At 67.3% G+C, this 20,515-nt stretch carries 15 protein-coding genes; 6 read left to right on the top strand and 9 right to left on the bottom strand.

What is annotated here, in order from left to right:
• Nucleotides 1–461: 461 nt before the first annotated feature.
• Nucleotides 462–3,020 carry a DNA translocase FtsK gene (locus OSH10_RS22505; RefSeq protein ID WP_266334950.1) on the bottom strand — a complete coding sequence of 853 codons (2,559 nt, stop codon included), beginning with the start codon at nucleotides 3,018–3,020 and terminating at the stop codon, nucleotides 462–464.
• Between the two features lie 320 nt (nucleotides 3,021–3,340).
• Between OSH10_RS22505 and OSH10_RS22500 the strand changes: the two genes are divergently transcribed.
• The gene (locus tag OSH10_RS22500) at nucleotides 3,341–4,210 is read left to right on the top strand and encodes a 2OG-Fe(II) oxygenase family protein (protein WP_266334948.1); all 870 of its coding nucleotides are present in this window, start codon (nucleotides 3,341–3,343) and stop codon (nucleotides 4,208–4,210) included.
• Between the two features lie 161 nt (nucleotides 4,211–4,371).
• Here the strand turns inward: OSH10_RS22500 and OSH10_RS22495 are convergent, their stop codons facing one another.
• Complete coding sequence (locus OSH10_RS22495) at nucleotides 4,372–5,382, bottom strand: LacI family DNA-binding transcriptional regulator (protein WP_266334946.1); 1,011 nt, start codon at nucleotides 5,380–5,382, stop codon at nucleotides 4,372–4,374.
• Nucleotides 5,383–5,645: 263 nt separating this feature from the next.
• Here OSH10_RS22495 and OSH10_RS22490 point away from each other — a divergent pair, with 263 nt between their 5' ends.
• The 5 genes from OSH10_RS22490 (at nucleotide 5,646) to OSH10_RS22470 (ending at nucleotide 11,382) form a co-directional block, all read left to right on the top strand.
• Nucleotides 5,646–6,764: a BMP family ABC transporter substrate-binding protein gene (locus tag OSH10_RS22490; protein ID WP_266334944.1), complete on the top strand. Its 1,119-nt coding sequence runs from the start codon at nucleotides 5,646–5,648 to the stop codon at nucleotides 6,762–6,764.
• 41 nt (nucleotides 6,765–6,805) lie between these two features.
• The gene (locus tag OSH10_RS22485; RefSeq protein WP_266334942.1) at nucleotides 6,806–8,332 is read left to right on the top strand and encodes an ABC transporter ATP-binding protein; all 1,527 of its coding nucleotides are present in this window, start codon (nucleotides 6,806–6,808) and stop codon (nucleotides 8,330–8,332) included.
• Entirely contained in the window at nucleotides 8,329–9,420 is a 1,092-nt protein-coding gene (locus tag OSH10_RS22480) for an ABC transporter permease (RefSeq protein WP_266334940.1), read from the top strand. The genes OSH10_RS22485 and OSH10_RS22480 overlap by 4 nt, the downstream gene beginning before the upstream one ends.
• Entirely contained in the window at nucleotides 9,417–10,331 is a 915-nt protein-coding gene (locus OSH10_RS22475; RefSeq protein ID WP_266334938.1) for an ABC transporter permease, read from the top strand. The genes OSH10_RS22480 and OSH10_RS22475 overlap by 4 nt, the downstream gene beginning before the upstream one ends.
• A gap of 88 nt (nucleotides 10,332–10,419) precedes the next feature.
• Nucleotides 10,420–11,382 (top strand): nucleoside hydrolase, encoded by a 963-nt coding sequence (locus OSH10_RS22470; protein WP_266334936.1) that lies wholly within the window; start codon nucleotides 10,420–10,422, stop codon nucleotides 11,380–11,382.
• Here OSH10_RS22470 and OSH10_RS22465 read toward each other — a convergent pair.
• The 7 genes from OSH10_RS22465 to cheB form a co-directional block, all read right to left on the bottom strand.
• On the bottom strand, nucleotides 11,342–13,387 hold the full coding sequence (locus OSH10_RS22465) for a bifunctional DedA family/phosphatase PAP2 family protein (protein WP_266334934.1): 2,046 nt from the start codon (nucleotides 13,385–13,387) through the stop codon (nucleotides 11,342–11,344). The two genes, OSH10_RS22470 and OSH10_RS22465, sit on opposite strands and share 41 nt — an antisense overlap.
• A gap of 40 nt (nucleotides 13,388–13,427) precedes the next feature.
• The gene (gene rnk / locus OSH10_RS22460; protein WP_266334932.1) at nucleotides 13,428–13,844 is read right to left on the bottom strand and encodes a nucleoside diphosphate kinase regulator; all 417 of its coding nucleotides are present in this window, start codon (nucleotides 13,842–13,844) and stop codon (nucleotides 13,428–13,430) included.
• A 461-nt stretch (nucleotides 13,845–14,305) separates the two neighbouring features.
• Nucleotides 14,306–15,553, bottom strand: coding sequence for a D-amino acid dehydrogenase (locus OSH10_RS22455; RefSeq protein ID WP_266334930.1), 1,248 nt, complete (start codon nucleotides 15,551–15,553; stop codon nucleotides 14,306–14,308).
• 136 nt (nucleotides 15,554–15,689) lie between these two features.
• A complete protein-coding gene (locus OSH10_RS22450) occupies nucleotides 15,690–16,661 on the bottom strand; it encodes an ATP-grasp fold amidoligase family protein (protein ID WP_266334928.1) in 972 nt (323 codons plus the stop codon).
• Nucleotides 16,662–16,675: 14 nt separating this feature from the next.
• On the bottom strand, nucleotides 16,676–18,310 hold the full coding sequence (locus OSH10_RS22445; protein ID WP_266334926.1) for a GMC family oxidoreductase: 1,635 nt from the start codon (nucleotides 18,308–18,310) through the stop codon (nucleotides 16,676–16,678).
• 114 nt (nucleotides 18,311–18,424) lie between these two features.
• Complete coding sequence (locus OSH10_RS22440; protein ID WP_323181658.1) at nucleotides 18,425–19,474, bottom strand: GGDEF domain-containing response regulator; 1,050 nt, start codon at nucleotides 19,472–19,474, stop codon at nucleotides 18,425–18,427.
• Nucleotides 19,471–20,508 (bottom strand): chemotaxis response regulator protein-glutamate methylesterase, encoded by a 1,038-nt coding sequence (gene cheB, locus OSH10_RS22435; protein ID WP_266334924.1) that lies wholly within the window; start codon nucleotides 20,506–20,508, stop codon nucleotides 19,471–19,473. Before cheB ends, OSH10_RS22440 begins: the two co-directional genes overlap by 4 nt.
• Nucleotides 20,509–20,515 lie beyond the last annotated feature (7 nt).

The raw sequence follows: 20,515 nt of genomic DNA, 5'->3' as shown, positions 1-20,515 counted from the left end.
CGGGTTATAGGCCCCAACCCAACAACCGTCAATCCAAATCCGAACAATTCGAACCAGATCCCGAAAGCCGCACCAAACCCTGTGGACAAGGCAAGCGCACGGACGCTGGAAACCGCGGGATCCCGCCGGATACAGCTAAGCGCCTGAAAAGATTAACGTTCGTTAAGGAACGATGCGTCCACCAGGGACCGCCGATACGGGACGGCTCGATTGACTGGATCAAGGGCCCGCGAAGCCGGAGACGGGCGAGCGAACTTCCGGCTCCGGCCTTGCAAGGCGACTGATGCCGGATCGTGCGTCCTTCGAGGCCGCCTGCGGCGGCTCCTCAGGATGATGCAGAGAGTGGGCCACCGGCGGTCCCTTATAAGGGGCGATCGAGAAGGAGGCCGCCAAACAGAAACGGCGGCCCGAGGGCCGCCGTTTGAAGGTGTAGGTGCAGAGACCCGGGAAATGACGTTCCCCTAGCGCTCCATGAAGATCTCGCGTTTGCCCGCGTGGTTGGCGGGGCCGACAATGCCTTCCTGCTCCATCCGCTCCATGATCGAGGCGGCGCGGTTGTAGCCGACCTGCAGACGGCGCTGGATGTAACTGGTCGAGGCCTTGCGGTCGCGTAGCACCACGGCCACCGCCTGCTCATAGGCGTCGCCGCCTTCCTCGCCCATCGAGCTCTTGTCGAACACGGCCACGTCTTCCTCGGCCGGGGCGGCCTCGTCGGCTTCCTCGTCGCTGGCGGTGACGGCGTCGAGATATTCCGGACGCCCCTGCCGCTTCAGATGCGCCACGACATGTTCGACCTCGAGATCGCTGACGAACGGGCCGTGCACGCGGGTGATGCGGCCGCCGCCGGCCATGTAGAGCATGTCGCCCTGGCCGAGCAGCTGTTCGGCGCCCATCTCGCCCAAAATGGTGCGGCTGTCGATCTTCGACGTCACCTGGAAGGAGATGCGGGTCGGGAAGTTGGCCTTGATCGTGCCGGTGATGACGTCGACCGAGGGACGCTGCGTCGCCATCACCAGATGGATGCCGGCGGCGCGCGCCATCTGCGCCAGGCGCTGCACGGCGCTTTCGATCTCCTTGCCGGCGACCATCATCAGATCCGCCATCTCGTCGATGATCACGACGATGAAGGGCAGATGGGTCAGGTCCATGACCTGCTCTTCCTGCGTCATCTCGCCCGTCGTCCGGTCGAAACCGGTATCGATCGTGCGGGTGATGACCTCGCCATTGGCGCGGGCCTCGGCGACGCGGACGTTGAAGCCGTCAATGTTGCGCACGCCGAGGCGCGACATCTTGCGATAGCGCTCCTCCATCTCGCGCACGGCCCATTTCAGGGCGGTGACCGCCTTCTTCGGGTCGGTGACGACGGGGGTCAGCAGATGCGGGATGCCCTCATAGACCGAGAGCTCCAGCATCTTCGGATCGATCATGATCAGGCGGCATTCTTCCGGGCGGTGCCGGTAGAGCAGCGACAGGATCATAGTGTTGATCGCGACCGACTTGCCCGAGCCGGTCGTGCCGGCGACGAGCAGATGCGGCATGCGGGCGAGATCGGCGATCACCGGTTCGCCGCCGATCGTCTTGCCGAGGCAGAGGCCGAGCTTGGCCTTGGCTTCGGCGAAATCCTGGCTGGCCATCAGTTCGCGCAGCCAGACCGTCTCGCGGGTCTGGTTGGGCAGCTCGATGCCGATGACGTTGCGGCCTTCGACCACGGCGACGCGGGCCGACACCGCGCTCATCGAGCGAGCGATATCGCCGGACAGGCCGATGACGCGGCTCGACTTGGTGCCGGGCGCCGGTTCCAGCTCATAGAGGGTGACGACCGGGCCGGGATTGGCGTCGATGATCTCGCCGCGAACGCCGAAATCGCGCAGCGTCTGCTGCAGGAAGGTCGAGTTCTGGTCGAGATATTCGGCCGAGAGCTCGAAGGGCGGCTCGGTGACCGGCGGCTCGGCCAGCAGTTCGAGCGGCGGCAGCTCGTACTCGCCGGCATGGAAGCTGACCACCGTCTCGGCGCGAACCGGAGCGGGCTGGCTGTCCGGGACGATCGCGACAGAAGGCGTCGGCGCGGGCTGCGAAGGCACGGCCTCCACCGGCTCGCTGGCGGCGGATTCAAGGAAGCTCTCGCGGCGCAGGCGGCGCGTTTCGCGCGAGCGGGCACTCAGGCTCTGCACGGGCGTGACCCAGATCGGCCATTCGAACCAGACCTGGACCGAGGCCTGGACGAAGCCGGGCAGCAGGGTTTCGGGTGTACGCAGGATCGGGGCGACGATGTGCGGGACGGTTGCGACGGGCGCCGCGGCGACAGGGGCCGTGACGGCTTCCGGCTTTACCTCGGCAGGGACGGGCGCTGCCGGCGCCTCGGCCTTGGGCTCCGGGCGGACCGGACGGGAAACCCGGCCCGGCGCGAGATCGGCGGCCGGACTGCGCGGCGCGGTGACGGGCGCCTCTTCAAGCCCGATGGCACGCGGCGGCGGCACGGCGCGACCGACCTGGATCAGGCGCTCGAGCCGGCGAATGTTGGTGGGCCGCGATGCGGCCGCGATCTCGGCCTGATGGGCGTCGGCTTCCGAGGCCGCAGCCTCGACCGGCGGCGGGGGCGGAGCCAGTTCGACCAGCGCCTCGACCGAGGCCGCGATCGGCTCGCCCGCCTCGGGGACGGACGATTCGATTGTTTCGGCAACAACCTCCACCGGGGCCGCGGCCTCGGGCGCGTCGACGTCTTCCTCTTCGGATGCCGGGCCGCGCGGGCGACGCAGATAGTCGGGCGTGCGGGTGAAGCGGGCGTTCATGCCGGCGGTGAAGGGCTGCAGCCAGGTGGGCAGCGGCTCGCCATCGGGGCCGAGCACGGGCGCGTCGCGCGTCGCGGACGGCGCGGGCTGGTGCGCCGGCTGAACCGGAGGCGCTACCGGCGCGCGGGACGACGTGGAATAGCGGGGCGCCTCCCGATCCATCGAATTCGGCACGGCCGGTTCGGCGGGAATGAAGGCGATGGGATTGGGAGGCCGATTGGAAGAACGCATGTTTGTCGCTGACCCTGGTACGCGGTCTGGCCGACCGTTGCTGGTCGCTCAGGAATACGAAGAACAGCGTTAACGAATGGTTTGAGCGGGACCGACAATCCACCATTCGGGACCGCTGTTGCACGGGGTCCACAGGGCTGCTCGACAAGCGTCGCAACGCCGGCGGGAAGCGGCTGTCGAACAGGCGCGAAGGCAAGCGCGGCATTGCGGGAAAATGCCGGCCCGATTTTCCCGCTTGTCGAAATGCGAGAGCCGACGCAAGCTGCAGAAATCGGCGTGGAGCCGGAGAGTTAAACGTTTATCCAGGAGGGATCTCGCGCATGGATACGATCGACCCGACGGCCAGCCAGGATGGCGTCGCCGCTGTCTCCTACAAGGATCCCGCCGCGCCGGCTCTGTTTACCGATTCGTTGCACCGCACCGGCTTTGGCGTCGTCCGCGACCACCCGATCCCCCAGGCGCTCGTCGAGGAGGTCTATGCCGAATGGCTCGACTTCTTTAACGGCGACGCCAAGCACGCCTATGCCTTCGACAAGGCAAAGCATGACGGTTTCTTTTCCTCGGCGGTTTCGGAGACGGCCAAGGGCAACACCAAGCGCGACCTCAAGGAATTTTTCCACGTCTTCCCCTGGGGGCGCTATCCGGCCGAGGTATCGGATGCGGCGCGGCGCTATTACGCGCTGGCCAGCGAATTCGCCGGCGAGCTGCTCTCCTGGGTCGAGGCGCACACGCCGCCGGAGGTAAGCGCCAAATTCTCGATGCCGCTCGCCAGGATGATCGAGGACAGCCCGGCGACCCTGCTGCGCATCCTGCGCTATCCGCCGCTGACCGGCGAGGAAGAGCCCGGCGCCGTGCGGGCGGCGGCGCATGAGGACATCAACCTGCTGACCGTCCTGCCGGCCTCGAACGAGCGCGGCCTGCAATTGCGGACCGCGACCGGCGAATGGGCCGACGTCCCGTCCGATTTCGGCACGCTGGTGATCAATGTCGGCGACATGCTGCAGGAGGCTTCCGGCGGCTTCTACAAATCGACGACGCATCGGGTGGTGAACCCGTCCGGCGACGGCGCCCGCCGCTCGCGCGTCTCGATCCCGCTGTTCCTGCAACCGCGCCCGGAGGTGGTGCTGTCGGAGCGCTACACGGCCGAATCCTACATGGACGAGCGCCTGCGCCAGCTCGGCGTCAAATAGCGTCGGCGGCCGTCGTCTCAGTGGCTGGCCCGCAATGCGACAAGCGGGCCTTCCCGCTCAAGCCGCGCTGCGCCTTACCTCTCCCTCACGGAGAGGTGAAGGAAGGCTTCGGGCCCTGCTGCTGGGGAGGTTCGAGATAGTACCTCACCTTCAACTCTGCATCAGGGGCCAGACACTAAGATCGCGCGCACGCTGTCGCGCTCGGTCAGCTCGACGTCGAGCGAGGTGACGTCGCTCGCCTCGGGATCGGTCATCAGGGTGAGGATCCGCGCCACGACATGGGTGGCGATCTGCGGGATCGAGGGCGATACCGTGGTCAGGCGCGGCGCGCACTGTTCCGTCTGCTTGCAGTCGATATAGCTCAGCACCGAGAGGTCGCCGGGCACATTGATGCCGAGCTGGTAGGCGGCCTGCAGCACGCCAAAGCCGAACTGGGTGCCATAGGTGAAGACAGCCGTCGGGCGGGGCGATGTCTCGAGCATAGCCCGGGCCCGGTCGCGCGCATCGAGAAAGTCATAGCCCGTCTCGACCATCCAGCGCGGGTCGAGATTGAGGCCGAGGCGGGCGGCGGCCTTGCGCGAGCCGGCCAGCAATCCCTGGGCGCGCGGCAGGCTCGGGCCGGTCATCAGGCCGATGTCGCGGTGGCCGCGCTCGGCCAGATAGGTCAGCGCCATCTCGGCGCCGAGGTCGAGATGCTCGACCAGGCCCTGCTCGCGAAACTCGGCCAATCGGTCCCAGTTCAGCATCACACTGGGCAGTTGCGCCGCCAGCGTCGCCTCGTCCTCGATCCATTCATCGGAATGGCCCAGCACGACGACGCCGGCCGCGCGCTGCAGCAGGGAGGCCAGGGCGCCGCCGCGCCGCATCTTTTCCAGCGTCGCGAGCTGCACCCGCAACACACTCAGGTCGTGCCGCTCGAAGCGCGCCTCGATCGCCGCCGAGACGTCATCGAAAAACGAGGTGTCGGCATGCGGCGTGGCCAGGAAGATGACCGGAACCTGGGCCGTCTTGAACCAGGCAGCCATCGAATCCTTGCTGTATCCAAGCTCGGCGATCGCCTTGCCGATGCGCTCGGCCGTTGCCTCGCTGACAGCCTTGGTCTTGTTCATGTAATGCGAAACCGTGGCGATCGATACGCCCGCCCGGGCCGCTACGTCCTTGATCGTACTCATATCCGCCACCCCATCCGCGCGATCATGCCGTCTCGTCGCCGCCTGTCCAGTGCGTTCGACAGCCAGGGGCGCATCGCCGCATCCTCCCCTGCCCGCTTCTTCAGCGATGCGCGCCTGAGAAATCGGCTTGACGCACGGACAGCCTCGATTAAGCTCATGGAAAACGTTTAACCGATTTCTATTCGGTCGTCATCCGGGCCATGGCGACCTCTCAAAAAGATGAGCCCGAACCAGAGCGAACAACAGCAGGGACAATCGAGATCATGGCGCACATCACCCGCAGGAGCCTTTCCGCCCTTCTTCTAGCCTCCGTCGCGACGGCGACGCTCGGCCTCGCCGCCTCGACCGGCGCCGCCCTGGCCGATGGCCCGAAGAAGGTGGTCTTCCTCGTCAACGGCAATCTCGGCGACAAATCCTTCTTCGATCTCGGCGCCGCGGGCATGAAGCAGATCAAGGCGAAATACGGCGACGCGGTCGAGACCAAGGTCATCGAGATGGGCACGGACCAGACCAAGTGGCTGCCGACCTTCGAGGACGTCTCGGAACAGGGTTTTGACCTGATCCTCTCCTCGACCTTCGAGATCGCCGACATCCTGAGCGAAGTGGCGCCGAACCATCCCGACCAGACCTATGTGCTGGTCGACGGCGTCATGCCCTATGACAAGGGCGGCTACGAAAATGTCTATTCCGTCGTCTTCAAGCAGAACGAGGGCTCCTACCTCGCCGGCATCCTTGCTGCCGGCCTGCTGAAGGACGGCACCATTCCCGCCGACCAAGGGACGTCGATCGGCTTCCTCGGCGGCATGGACATCCCCGTCATCAACGATTTCCTCACCGGCTATGTCGAAGGCGCGAAGTCGGTCAATCCGGACATCAAGGTGGCGATCTCCTATGCCGGCTCGTTCAACGACGCCGCCAAGGGCAAGGAACTGGCGCTGGCGCAGTACCGCACCGGCACGGCGATCGGCTTCAACGTCGCCGGCCTGACCGGTCTCGGCCAGCTCGCCGCCGCCAAGGATGTCGGCAAATGGGCGCTCGGCGTCAATTCCGACCAGGAAGCGATCTTCAGGGAGAGCGACCCGGCCATGGCCGCGAAGGTGGCGACCTCGATGGTCAAGAACATCGACGTGTCGATCCTGCGCACCTACGACCTGTTCCTCGAAGGCAAGCTGCCGGTCGGCAAGGTCGAGGCCATCGGCCTGGCGGAAAATGCCGTCGGCCTGGTCGAGACCGGCAACATGAAGACGCTCGCCTCCGACGATCTGAAGAAGCAGATCGAGACGGCCCGCGCCGGCATCATCGACGGTTCGATCAAGGTCACCTCGGCCTTCGGCCTGGAGACGGACAAGCTCAACGCGCTGCGCGACAGCGTTCGCCCCTGAGCCTTCGTTCCGAAGCCCTGCCCGATAGCCCTGGAGGTCGCATGACCGATCGGCCCCTTATCGCCTTTGCCGGCATCTCCAAGACCTATGGCAACGGCACCCTCGCGCTCGACGACGTGTCGTTCGCGATCCGGCCCGGCGTCATCCATGCCGTCTGCGGCGAAAATGGCGCCGGCAAATCGACCCTGATGAAGATCCTGTTCGGCCTCGAGCAGCCAACGTCGGGTTCGATCCTGCTGGATGGCGAGGCGGTGGCGATCCCCTCGCCCCGTATCGCCGCCGAAAAGGGCATCGGCATGGTGCACCAGCATTTCTCGCTGGTGCCCTCGCTCTCCGTCTCCGAGAACATCGTTCTGGGGCAGGAGCCGCGCCGGGGTGCGTTTCTGGATCGGGTGGCCGCGCGCCGCCGGGTCGAGGAACTGTCCCGGCGCTACAATCTCGCCGTCGACCCGGACGCGACGGTGCGCACGCTGTCGGTGGCGGCGCAACAGAAGGTCGAGATCCTCAAGGCGCTGTCGCGCGACGTCCGCGTGCTGATCCTCGACGAGCCGACGGCCGTTCTGACGCCGCCCGAGACCGACGAATTGTTCGACCGGCTGCGCGACATGCGCGCCGCGGGCCTCACCATCCTCTTCATTTCGCACAAGCTGCGCGAGGTACGCGCCTTGGCCAGCCATGTCACCGTGCTGCGCGCGGGAAAGCTTGCCGGCGACGCGCCGCTGGCCGCCATCGACGACGAGGCGATCGCCCGGCTGGTCATGGGCCAGGCAGCGGGCCCGGCGCTGAAGCGCGGCGGCCGGGTTTCCGGCACGCCGCGCGTGGTGGTTTCCGGCGTGCATCTGAAAGCCCGCGACGCCAATGACCGCCTCGAGGGCATCGATCTCACCGTGCATGCCGGCGAAATCCTCGGCGTCGCCGGCGTCGACGGCAGCGGCCAGCGCGGCCTCGTCTCGCTGCTGACCGGCCGCGCCCAGCCGACGACCGGCGCCATCACCTATGAGGGCAAGCCCACCGCCGGGCTCGGCACGGCGGCGTTGCGCCGGCTTGGCCTCGCCCACCTGCCGGCCGACCGGTTCCAGGATGGCGGCTCCAAGCGCATGACGCTGGTCGAGAACGCCATTGCCGGCGCGCATCGCCTTGCCGCCTTCTCGACCGGCCCCTTCCTGAAGCGCCGGGCGATGGAGACGCGGACGGAAGAGATGATCGTGCACTACAAAGTGCGCTGCCCCGGCCCGAATGCACCGCTATCGGCGCTTTCCGGCGGCAATGCGCAGAAGCTGATCGCGGCGCGCGAATTCGCCACCGAGCCACATTTCATGATCGCCGACCAGCCGACGCGCGGCATCGACGTCGCCGCCGCCGCCTTCCTGCATGAGCGGCTCGCCGAACTCGCCGCCAAGGGTGGAGCGGTGCTGCTGATCACCGCCGACCTCGACGAACTGCTGACCCTCTCCGACCGCATCGTCATTCTCTATGCCGGCCGCATCGTCGCCCGGCTGGAGAACGAACCCGGCCTGACGCCGGAACGGCTCGGCCCCTACATGCTCGGACTGGAGAGCGCCGCATGATCCGCTCCGCTTTCGCGTCCTTCGTCATCACCGCCGTCCTGCTGGTGCTGGTCGTCGGCATCGTGCTCGTGCCGATCGCCCTGAGCCTCCCCGATCCGCTCGCCGTGCTGGATACCTTCGTGTTCGGCCCGTTCCGCAATCCCCGCCATACCGGCAACATCGTCGAGATGGCGACGCCGGCGATGATGTGCGGGCTCGCCGTCGCCGTGATGTTCCGGGCCGGCATGTTCAATCTCGGCGTCGAGGGCGCGTTCTTCCTCGGCGGCCTCGCCACGGTGGCGACCGTCTTGCTGGTGCCGCTGCCCGCCTTCGCCATGGCGCCGGTCGGCATTCTCGTCGGCGCCGTCGTCGGTTCCAGCGTCTGCGCGGTGCCGGGCTATCTGCGCGCCCGCTACGAGGCGTCGGAACTGGTCTCGTCGCTGATGCTGAACTTCGCCGCGCTGTTCATCGGCCTGTTCGTCGTCAACTACTTCCTGCGCGATCCCGCCGCCGGCGCCATGGTGTCGTTCAGGATCCCGGCCGAGGCCAAACTGCCGAAGCTGATCGCCGGCACCCGCATCCATCTCGGCACGCTGGTCGCGCTTGCCGCCTGCGGCCTCGGCGCCGTCTACCTGTTCATGTCGCGGGCCGGCTTCGAGGCGCGCATCGTCGGCTCCAATCCGAGCTTCGCCGCCCATCTCGGCCTGCCGATCCGCTCGATCCTGCTGCGCTCGCAGGTGATCGGCGGCCTGATCGCCGCCGGGGCCGGCGGCATCGAGATGCTCGGCCTCTACCAGCGCTTCTCCTGGCAGTCGCTGCCCGGCAATGGCTGGACCGGCGTCGTCGTGGCGATCCTCGCCCGCGACAACCCGATCCTGCTGATCCCGGCCGCGCTGTTCCTCTCCTACCTGCAGGTCGGCGGCGACCTGATCGCCCGCAATTTCGACGTGCCGAGCGAGGCGGTCGGGCTGATCCAGGCCCTGGTCCTTGTCGTCGTCACCGCCCAGGCGATCATGCGCAATCCGCGCCTGATCCGTCTTGTCACGGGCAAGAAGCCGGCCGCCGGCCAGGCCCAGGACACCAAGGCCGTCGAAGGAAGCGTCGCATGACCGATTTCGACCTCGCCTCCCTCATCACATTCATCCCGGCCATCCTGCGCGTCACCACGCCGATCCTGCTCGCAGCCCTCGGCGTGCTGATTTCCGAGCGCGCCGGCGTGCTCAATATCGGCGTCGAGGGCATGATGCTCACCGGCGCCTTCGCCGGCGTCGTGGTCAGCGCCGCGACCGGCAGCGCGTCGCTCGGCTTCCTCGCCGCCCTGATCGCCGGCGGCCTGCTCGGCGCCCTGCTTTCCTTCGCCGTGCATGTCCTGAAGTCCGACCTCATCCTGTCCGGCATCGCGCTCAACATGGCGGCGGCTGCCGGCACGACGCTGCTGCTCTTCATGCTGACGGGCGACAAGGGCATGTCGGGCTCGCTGTCGAGCAAGGTCCTGCCCCATCTCACCGTCCCCGTCATCGCCGGCATCCCCGTGCTCGGCACGCTACTCTCCGGCCATCACATCCTGACCTATGCCGCCTTCCTGGCGGTGCCGGGGGTCGGCCTGTTCCTGATGCGCACGCCGATGGGGCTGCGGCTGCGCGCGGTCGGCGAAAATCCGGAATCGGCGGCCATTGCCGGCATCAATGTCCGTCGCGTGCAGATCGGCGCGCTGGTGACGTCCGGCGTCTTCGCCGGCGCGGCGGGCGCATTTCTGTCTATGGGCTATGTCAGCTGGTTCTCGCAGAACATGAGCGCCGGGCGCGGCTTCATCGCGCTTGCCGCCGAGGTGATGGGCCATGGCAGCGCCTCGGGCACGATGTTCGCCTCGCTGCTGCTCGGCCTCGCCGAGGCCGCGTCGATCGCGCTACAGGGCGCTGGCCTGCCCAGCGAGCTGATGCAGACGGTGCCCTATCTCGTTCCCGTCATCGCCCTCGTCGTCCACGCCCGCCGCCGCCAGCGCCAGCTGGCGCGGGCGTGATTCCCCTGCGAAGGCGCCACCCCTTCCCTTCTTGCCCGACCGCCGCATCCCGGCCGGACGGGACCGACAGCCAAAGGAAATTCCCCGCATGAACACGATCAAGGTCATCTTCGACACCGATCCCGGCGTCGATGACGCGATGGCGCTGCTCTTCCTGCACCACGCGCCGGAAATCGAGCTCGTCGGCATCACGACGACGCTGGGCAACGGCACGACCGAAACCACCACGCGCAACGCGCTCTACCTGGCCGAGCGCTTCGGCATCGACGTTCCCGTCGCGCAGGGCCCGGCCACGCCGCTGGTCGGCCCCGCCGGCGAGCCGCCGCATTACGTCCATGGCCATAACGCGCTGGGCGACATCCCGCTGCCCGACACCATCGCCAAGACGGTCGACCCGCGCCCGGCGCACCGGCTGATCATCGACCTCGTGCGGGAAAGCCCGGGCGAGATCGCCATCGTCGCGGTCGGCCGCATGACCAATCTGGCGCTGGCACTGCGCGAGGACCCGGAGATCGCCGGCCTCGTCAAACAGGTCGTCATCATGGGTGGCGCCTTCGGCTTCCATGGCAATCACGGCAATGTCACGCCGGCGGCCGAGGCCAACATCATCGGCGACCCGCTCGCCGCCGACGAGGTGACGGGCGGCAGCTGGCCGATCACCATGGTCGGACTCGACGTCACCCAACGCACGCAGCTCACGACCGAGTATCTGGAAGCGCTGGCCCACGATGGCGGCGAAGCCGGCCAGTTCATCTGGGACATCACCCGCTTCTATGTCGCCTTCCACCACGCGGCCGGCGTGCCGAACATGTTCGTGCACGATTCCTCCGCCGTGGCCTATCTGATCGATCCCACCCTGTTCACCACGCGAAGCGGCGCGATCCGGGTCATCACCGAGGGCATGGCGATCGGCCAGACCATCCAGAAGCCGGATGGCTACGCTTTCCCGCCCGGCGACTGGGACAACCGGCCGTCGCACAAGATCTGCACCGAGGTCGATGCCGAACGCTTCAAGGCGCTGTACCGCCAGACGATTCTCCGCGGGGCATAGGCGCGACCGGCGCCGGCAGGGCCAGGAGCAGGACCCGCCGGTCGCCGAGGCTGCGAGGCTGGACGTCGATGCCGGCGAGCGAACCAATGGCAGCCAGTTGCTCTCCGGGCGGATACTCCTCGTCATGCAGCAGCGTGACGAGACGCAGCGGATGGCGAATCGTCTCCCGCGTCACCGCGCCGAGGTGGATCGGATGCCGCGCCGCGTCGTCGACGGCGACAGTCGTCGTCGGCCAGAAGCGCAGCACCAGCCGACTATCGGGACCGAGCGGGCGCACCAGGGTGAGCGCGGCGAAGCGGCCGACATGGGTGAGCGGCAGGGGCGGCAGTTGCGCCAGCGTCGCATCCGGCGACAGGAACCGCGCCATGGCGACGGTGTCGCCCGACGGCGCCTCCTGCCATCCGGTGGCGAGCAGCGCCGCGCGCAATGCCGCGATCTCGACATCGGCCTGCAGCGGCAGCGCGCCGCCCTCGGAGCCGTCCAGCTCCCAGCGCTGCGCCGGCAGCGTGCTCCAGCCGCCGTCGAGCCAGTTGGCCTCGACCAGCGTCGTCTCGGGCATGCGCGGCCGGTAGGCCTCGAGCGCGGTCGGGAAATGCAGGAAGATCCGCACGCCGCCTGCAACCCCGAGCGCCACCAAGACGACGGCAGCGAACCGCCAGGGCTGCATGGCGTGGATATCCGTGCGGCGGAACACCAGCGCGTAGATCGCCGCCAGCGCCGATCCCAGCGTCAGGCCGGCCAGCACATCGGAAGGCCAGTGCGCGGCGAGATAGACGCGCGAGGCGGCGACCGCCGCGATCAGCAGCCCGGCGAGCCCGAAGCCGACGATCTTCCAGCGTAGCGCCGTATTATGCGTCGCCAGCCAGGCGATCGAGGCATAGAGCGCGGCGGTGGAGGTTGCATGGCCACTCGGGAAGCTGAAGGCATCGGCGCCGGAATAGAGATCGATCGGTCGCGGAATGAGCAGCACGCTTTTCAGGAGCGGGACCGACAGCGCCGCCAGCGCCAGGGTCACGACCAGGCCGCCGGCCAGCTTGCGCTTGCCATGCGACAGGATCCAGAGCGCCGCGACAAGGAGCACGGCCGTGATGACGACACCGTCGCCGACAATGGTGATGGCGATCATCGCCTTGTCGAGCGCCGGCGTGCGCCAGCCCTGCACCAGCGTCGAGATCGCGGCATCCATGCGGGTGATCGGTTCGCGCATGAAGACGTCTTCGGCAAGGCCGACAAAGGCCCGCGCCAGCGCGATCGCCGCAATGCCCATGACGAGCAGCGTCGAGGTGCCGGGATCGTCGGGATCGAGGACATAGACGACGGCGCGATCGAGCCATGTGCCGCGCCGCTTGCAGCCGACGACGAAACGGCGATAGCGCCGGGCGAGGCTGGGCGCGATCCAGCGTATGCCGAGATGAAGCGCCCAGATCACAAAGCCCGCCAGAATCAGCGCGCCGACGACGAGGGCCACCAGCCGTCCGGCGATCGAACCGAGTACGCCGAGGGCCAAGCCCATGCCCGCGCCGGGCAGGATGTGGGCCGGCGCCCAGACCAGGGCCGAGAGAATGTTGACGACGTAGAAGCGCAGGGGCGTCATGCCGACGACCCCGGCCACTACCGGGATCACGGCGCGCACGCCAGGCACGAACCGGCCGATCGCCACGCTCATCGCGCCGAAGCGATGGAAGAACGCCTCGCCCTTGTCGAACAGCTCGGGCCGCTCGCGGAGCGGCCAGGTGGCGCGGATCCGCTCCTTGTAGCGATGGCCGAGCCAGTAGGAGACGCCATCGCCAGCAACCGCGCCGAGCGTCGCCCAGAGCAGGACCGGCCAGAGCGGCAGATCCCCCAGGCCGACAACCGCTCCGATGGCGATCAGGATCGCCGTCCCCGGCACGAACATGCCGATGACCGCGATCGACTCCGCCATGGCCATGACGAAAACGAGCAGGCCCGCCCAATGCGGATGCTGGGCGACCAGATCGATGAAGGACTGCAGCCAATCGTTCATGGCAACGCCCGGCCGCGACCTGGATAGGCCCGACGCCGCATCAGGCGGCAGCCTCGGTGCTGCCGATCTGCAGGACGGTCAGCCGCTTGATATCGCCGTTGCGGGTTTCCCAGCTGATCGATTCGCCGACGCCGACACCGATCAGCGCCGCGCCGATCGGGGTCAGGACCGAAATGCGACCCTGGCCGATATCGGCATCTTCCGGATAGACCAGCGTCACCTTGCGCACCGTTCCGGCCGTATCGTCGCGGAACTCGACCTCATGGCCCATGCGCACGAAGGGATGGGCCCGCTTGCCATCGGCGACGATCCGCGCGCGGTCCAGCTCTTCGGTCAGCACCGCCGCGACATCGGGAACCGTGTGCGTCGCCGCGCGGGCGAGCGTCGAAAGCCGCTCGTGGTCGGCAGCGAGGATGGTGATCCTGGGCTTCGCGCGACTGGCGCTGCGGGTGGTCATGGCGATGGTCTCCAAATTTGGACAGGGACGTCTCGCGCTCATGCGGCGATCGTCCCGGGAATGATCCGATGCAGGGGCCGCCCTTCCCACGGCGCTCGGCGGCGAAGGGCGGTGACGGCTTCCGCGATCTCCTTGCGCAATCATGCATGGCGACCGAGTCGGAGGGAATGGATTGAATGAGCAGTCATGCTGGCAGCAGCCCCGTGTCCGGGGCGAAAGCGCACGCCGAACCCGGGGCTAGTGGCCCGCGATCAGAAGACCTGCGTGGTGCAGGAAACGGCGAAAGGTCGAGTGGCTCAACATGGTGCTCAAGACATAAGCACACTGGCAGGAAAGTCAAACCCGGCGAGTGTCACACGTGAAACACCGGCACGGCTTCCCGGTCGGCTCGCAGACCGCGCCATAATGCCCCCAGCAGACAACGTCCGAGCCGAACAGCGCCTGCAGCAGAAAGGCCCACTCTAGCGCGGTGCGAAGGCAGCGATATCGACCTCGGTGGGCCGGCCGGAGATCTGGTCGGCGAGCGCCTTGCCGGAGCCGCAGGCCATGGTCCAGCCCAGCGTGCCGTGGCCGCTGTTCAGATAGAGATTGGGATAGCGGCATCGGCCGATGCGCGGCGGGCCGTCCGGCGTGACGGGGCGCAGGCCCGACCAGCGCTCGGCAGCATCGATCGCCGCCTGCGGCACCTTCGGGAACAGCATGCGGAGCGAGGCGATCAGCCCCTCATAGCGCTTCTCCGGCCGGGAGAAATCATAGCCGGCGAGTTCCGCCGTACCACCGACGCGGATCCGGTTCTCCAGATTGGTATGGCCGACCTTCATCGATTCGTCCGAGACGGTGCTGACCGGGCCGACGGCATCCGAATGCGCGTCGATGGTGAGCGAATAGCCCTTCACCGGATAGATCGGCACGGGAATGCCATGCGGCTCCAGCAGCCCCTTCGACCAGATGCCAAGCGCGACGACCACGGCATCCGCCTCGATCGTCTCAGCCCCGGCAACGATGCCGATAACCTTCTCACCTTCGATGACCAGCTTTTCGGCGGGTTGGCCGTAGAGGAAGGCGACGCCCCGTTCCGCGCATCGCGCCGCCAGCGCCTGGGTGAACAGGAAGCAGTCGCCGGTCTGGTCGGTCTCCAGCAGCACGCCACCGACCACCCCGCTGGTGGGATCGATGTTGGGCTCCAGCGACAGCAGGTCGTCGCGGCCAAGGCTGCGATGGGGCACGCCCAGTTCGTCGAGCACGGCGAGATCGCGACGATAGCCCTCCGCCTGCGCCGCCTCGCGGAAGGCGACGATCAGCCCCTTCTGGCGGCCGTCATATTGGATGCCGATCTCGGCCCGCATCGCGTCGGTGCAATCGCGCGAATATTCGGCGAGCCGCACCATGTTGCGCTTGGCAGCCAGATATTGCTCGAGGCTGGAGGCGCGCCACATCCGCCAGAGAAACTGGCTCATGGCGAGATCCGGCATGCGGCTGACGATCAGCGGCGCATGCTTGGCGAAGATCCATGACGCCGCCTTGCCGATGAGGCCGGGAAAGGCCCAGGGCGAGGAAAGCGCCGGCGAGATCTGCGCCGCATTGGCATAGCTGGTGCCGTGCCCGGCCGAAGGGTTCTTCTCGATCACCGTGACCTGGTGACCGGCCTCGGCCAGATACCAGGCCGTCGTCACGCCGATCACCCCGGCGCCGAGCACGACTATGCGCATTGCTTCCCCGAATTCTCATCGCCGGAATCCGGGCGATTCCGGCCGCCGCCCGCGCGGCGCCGCTACCGTTCAAGCGGAAGTCGCGCCGCCAATCAAGCGGTCGTTGCGGCGGCCGGACGAGGACGAAGCAGGTGGCTCAGGCGAGCTCCGGAATCGGATCGACACCCAGCCGTTCGACATGCCGGCGCAGCATGGCCTGGTAGAGGGCGCGCCACCCCGTTTGCGGCGTGGCGAGGAACCACGACTGTCGGAGATCCCAGCAACGCCCCATCTGCGCCAGCACGGCGGGATCCGAATTGGTCATCAAGCCGGCCGAGGGATAGGGAGTGATCTCGCCGCCATAGAGCTTGCCATCGACCACCATGAAGTCGACCCGAAGATAGTCCGTCCCCGCCGCCATGCGCCGCGCCACGGCGAGCGCGCGAGAATAGCAATCCGGCACGCGGTACTGCGCTGGCAGCGCGCGGCCGGGATCCTTCGCGACGGTGGAATTGGTGACCCGCAGCCGGCGTCCCGCCGCATCAAAGATGCCCGACCTTCCGTCCTCGGTCTTCTCGCCCCGGTAGATGAGTGCGTAGAACACCTCGCCGGAAAAGAGATGGACCTTGATCTCGTCGATGGCGCGGGGATCCGGAGCGATCATGCGTTCCGCAAACAGGCGCTTCGGCGCCACGCCATAGGCCCATTCGAGCGCCTCGACGCCAAAGGTCTGCTGCAGCCACCCCTGGCAGGTGGCGAGGAAGAGCGCCGCGTCGCTACGCCGATGGCGGAAGAACCAGTTGCGGTCGCAGGCGGCGTTCATCTTCACGACAACGTCCGCATCCCGCAGCGAGGCAGGCAGATCGGCCGGGTCCGTGCCTTGCCACAAGACTTCCGCCACCGCGACGTCCTGCTGCTGGAACAGGCGCTTGGCCTGCAGCTTGTCGCAATGGGCGATGAAGGCCGGGTTGCGGTCGAACACCCGGCGCCAGAACATCTTGTCGCTATAGCTGACCGGCAGTGCGACGCGGGGCGGCTGGCCGATTTCGGCGCGAAAGGCGCGGGTCGCCTTGCGATGCGTGACATGGAGCGACGCATCGATGGAGCGGGCCAGCAGGCGACTCGGCATGCTCTGGATTTCCGCTAGCGATCGAGCACCGCAGGCGCGACCGTCTCGTTCATCAGGATCGACACCGCCTTGTTGCCGAGCGCCAGCGCGATGGCGTTGGTATTGGCCGATGGGATGAAGGGGATCGCCGCGCAGTCGATGACGCGCAGCCCCTCGACGCCGCGCACGCGCATCCGGGTGTCGAGTACCGCCATCGGGTCGTCGTCGCGGCCCATGCGGGCCGAGCCGGAGGGGTGATAATTGGTCTTCACCGTCTTGGCGCAGAAGGCGGAAAGCTCCGCATCGCTGAGCTTGTCGGCGCCCGGCAGCAACTCGCCCTTGATGTTGGAGCCGACCGGCTCGGTCTTGAGCAGTTCGCGGGCGAAGCGCATCGAGGCGATGGTCAGGCGCAGATCGTCGGGATCGCCGAAAAAGTTGCAATCGACCACCGGCTTGGCGGCCGGGTCGGCCGAGCGCAGCCGGACCGATCCACGCGCCTTCGGCCGGAGCAGGCAGGAGGTCAGGGTGACGCCATGCGTCGGCTGCATGTCGGTGACGTCGCGGTCGAGATAGACGATCGGCGCGCAATAGAGCTGCACGGTCGGGCGGTCGCCGCCGTCCGGATCGTAGAACAGGCAGGATTCGATGCCCGTCGTGGTCACCGGCCCGGTGCCGAACAGCACATATTGCAGGCCGTTGCGAAGCATCGGCCAGCCCTTGTCCTCGCCGAAATAGCCGCTCGCCCGCTTGGTCGTGGCGATGACCGGCACTTCATGATGATCCTGCAGGTTCTGGCCGACGCCGGGCAGGTCGGTATGGACCGCGATGCCGTGCTCCTTGAGATGCGCCGCGGGGCCGATGCCGGACAGCATCAGCAGCTTGGCCGTATTGTAGGTGCCGGTCGCCACCAGCACTTCCTGCTCCGCCCGCGCCTCGACGCGCTGGCCATCCTTCACATATTCCACGCCGACGGCTCGGCTGCCCTCGGTGAGGATCCGCGTCACGAGCGCATCGGTGACCACGGTCAGCTTCTTGTCATCCATCACCTGCGACAGGAAGGAGAACACCGCGTCGCTGCGGCGCATCCTGCCGTCGACCACGCCCATGGTGTGCTGCATGACGCCGACGCCGTTCTGGCGGGCGCCATTGAAATCGGGATTGTAGGGAATGCCGGCGCCCTGGGCGGCGAGGATGTAGTCGCGCGTCATCTCGCAGAGCTGGCCCGGATCGGAAACCAGCAGGCTGCCATCGATGCCGTGATAGGCGTCGTTGAACTTCTGGTTCTTTTCCAGCGCCTTGAAGTGCGGCAGCAGGTCGGCATAGCTCCAGCCGGTGTTGCCGCCGAGGAATGCGTCCCAATGGTCGTAATCGTCGCGCTGGCCGCGCATATAGACCATCGCGTTGACCGAGCTGCCGCCGCCCAGCACCTTCGCCTGCGGCACGATCGGGCCGCGGCCGCCGAGGCGCGGCTGCTCGACCGTGTGGTGCATTTCGAGGAAGTCCTCGCGGCCGAGATATTTCATGTAGCCGGCCGGCATCCGCATCAGCTTCGCATAATGCGACGGGCCGCGCTCGATCAGCAGGACGCGGGCGCCATGATCGCGAACCAGGCGGGTCGCCGCGACGCAGGCGGACGAGCCGCCGCCGGCGATGATGTAGTCAAAGGCCATGAGATGGATCCTGTCGGAGCGAAGGCGCCCTTTGCCGACAGGAAAAAGAATTTTGCGGCCCCGCGCAAGGTGTTGGCGAGACCATTCCGCATCGCCCCGCGGGAAATACGCCGGCTAGGCTTCCCCTTGGGTCTGCGAATCCGCACTTCCGGAATCGGCGGATGGCTCATGCAGGACGATGCAGTCGCGCCCGGCCGCCTTGGCACGGAACAGGGCGAGATCTGCGGCATTGACGAGCTCGTCCGGGTCGCCGCCCGGGATCATGGTCGCAACGCCGATGCTGACCGTGACCTTGCCCTCCCCGTGTGGAATGGCGAGATCGCGCACACCCTGCGCGATGCGCTGGGCCACCACGCTCGCCCCGGCCGGCGTCACGTCCGTCAGCACGATGACGAATTCCTCGCCGCCATAGCGCGCCGCCAGATCGGTCGAGCGGTTGGCGCCCGCCTGCAGCACGGACGACACCTGCTTCAGTACCTCATCGCCGGCAAGATGGCCGTAGGCGTCATTGTAGCGCTTGAAATTGTCGACATCGATCATCAGCACCGAGATGGCGGCGCGGTTGCGCAGGCCGCGACGCCACTCGGCGGCGAGATATTCGTCGAAATAGCGCCGGTTGCCGAGGCCGGTGAGCCCGTCGATCCGGGTCAGCCGCTCCAGCTCCAGATTGACGCGCATCAGCTGTCGCTGGCTCTCGCGCAGCGCGCGATACGCCTCGTCGCGCTGGACGTGATCGAGATAGGCGCGGGTGTGGTAGCGGATGCGGGCGATCAGCTCGACCCGGTCCGGCAGTTTGACGAGATAATCATTGGCGCCGGCCTGGAAGGCCTCGCTCTTGATGACGGGATCGTCCTTGGTCGACAGCACGATGACCGGGACGGAATGGGTCGGCGCGTTCTGCCGGTAATGGCGGACCAGTTCCATGCCGTCGATGCCCGGCATCACCAGATCCTGCAGGATCACGGTCGGCTTGACCCGGTCCGCGACCGATAGAGCCTCCAGGGGATCGGTGCAGTAATGAAAATCGATGTCCGACTGGTTGGCCAGCATGCGCCGGACTGCCTCGCAGATCATCACCTGATCATCGACCAGCAGCACCAGCGCCATGTAGTTGTCGGCGGGTGGCGGCGTCGATTGCGGAGCGGTGTCCTGTTCGCCCTTCATGGGATCGCCTTTTCAGTATTGCCTCGCATGCACGCGTCAACCAGACGCGGCGCGATCAAATCGAGGGGGAGGATTTCAACGGCGGCGCCCAGCGCGGCGGCCGCCTTCGGCATGCCGTAGACAGCGCTTGTCGCCTGATCCTGCGCCAGGGTCAAATGCCCGCGGTCGCGCAGCTTCTTGAGACCGATCGCTCCGTCCCGCCCCATGCCGGTCAACAGGACCCCGATCAGAGAATCCTGCCACCACCTTGCCGCGCTTTCGAAGAAGACATCCACCGAAGGTCGATAGAGCTGATCGCGTGGCTGAGGACTATAACCAAGTTCATGGCTCGTCTTGAAGACCAGGTGGTCGCTGGTCGATGCGACGAGGACCGTGCCCGGCTGCGGCCTCTCGCCCTCGCGCGCCGCGCGCACCGGCAATTTCGTATGCTGGCCCAGCCAGTCGGCGAGGCCGGCGACGAACTGCGCGTCGAGATGCTGCACGAGCACCAGCGCCGCCGGGAAATCCGCCGGCAGTCTGCCGAGCACGGCGGCGACGGCGGCGGGCCCCCCAGCCGAGGCGCCGATCGCCACCAGCGCCGGCGGCGAAGCCGCCTTGGACCGCACGGCCATCGGCGACGGCTGCGAGACGGGATGATGCTGCATCAGCCGGCCGATGGTGGCGATCCGGGCCAGAAGCGACGCGGCGTGGAGCGAACCGCCGGTGTGGAGCCCGATCGAGGGAAGGTCGACGGCATCGAGCGCGCCATGGCCCATCGCCTCATAGACGCCCGGAACGTTGTCATCGACGCTTGCCGTCACCAGCAGGATCGGACAGGGCGTCGCCAGCATGATCTGCCGCGTCGCTTCGACGCCGTCCATCACCGGCATGGTGAGATCCATCAGGACCAGGTCCGGCAGGTCCAGCCGGCATTGCGCCACCGCCTCGGCGCCGTTCCTGGCGACCCAGGCCAACTGGTGCTCTCCCGTGCCGGCGAGCACGCGCCGCAGGATCTCGACGGCGATCGGCAGGTCGTTGACGATGCCGATCCTCATGGACGAA

The sequence above is a fragment of the Kaistia defluvii genome, from assembly GCF_026343955.1.
GTDB lineage: Bacteria > Pseudomonadota > Alphaproteobacteria > Rhizobiales > Kaistiaceae > Kaistia > Kaistia defluvii.
This window is presented reverse-complemented; position numbering and strand designations above follow the sequence as displayed.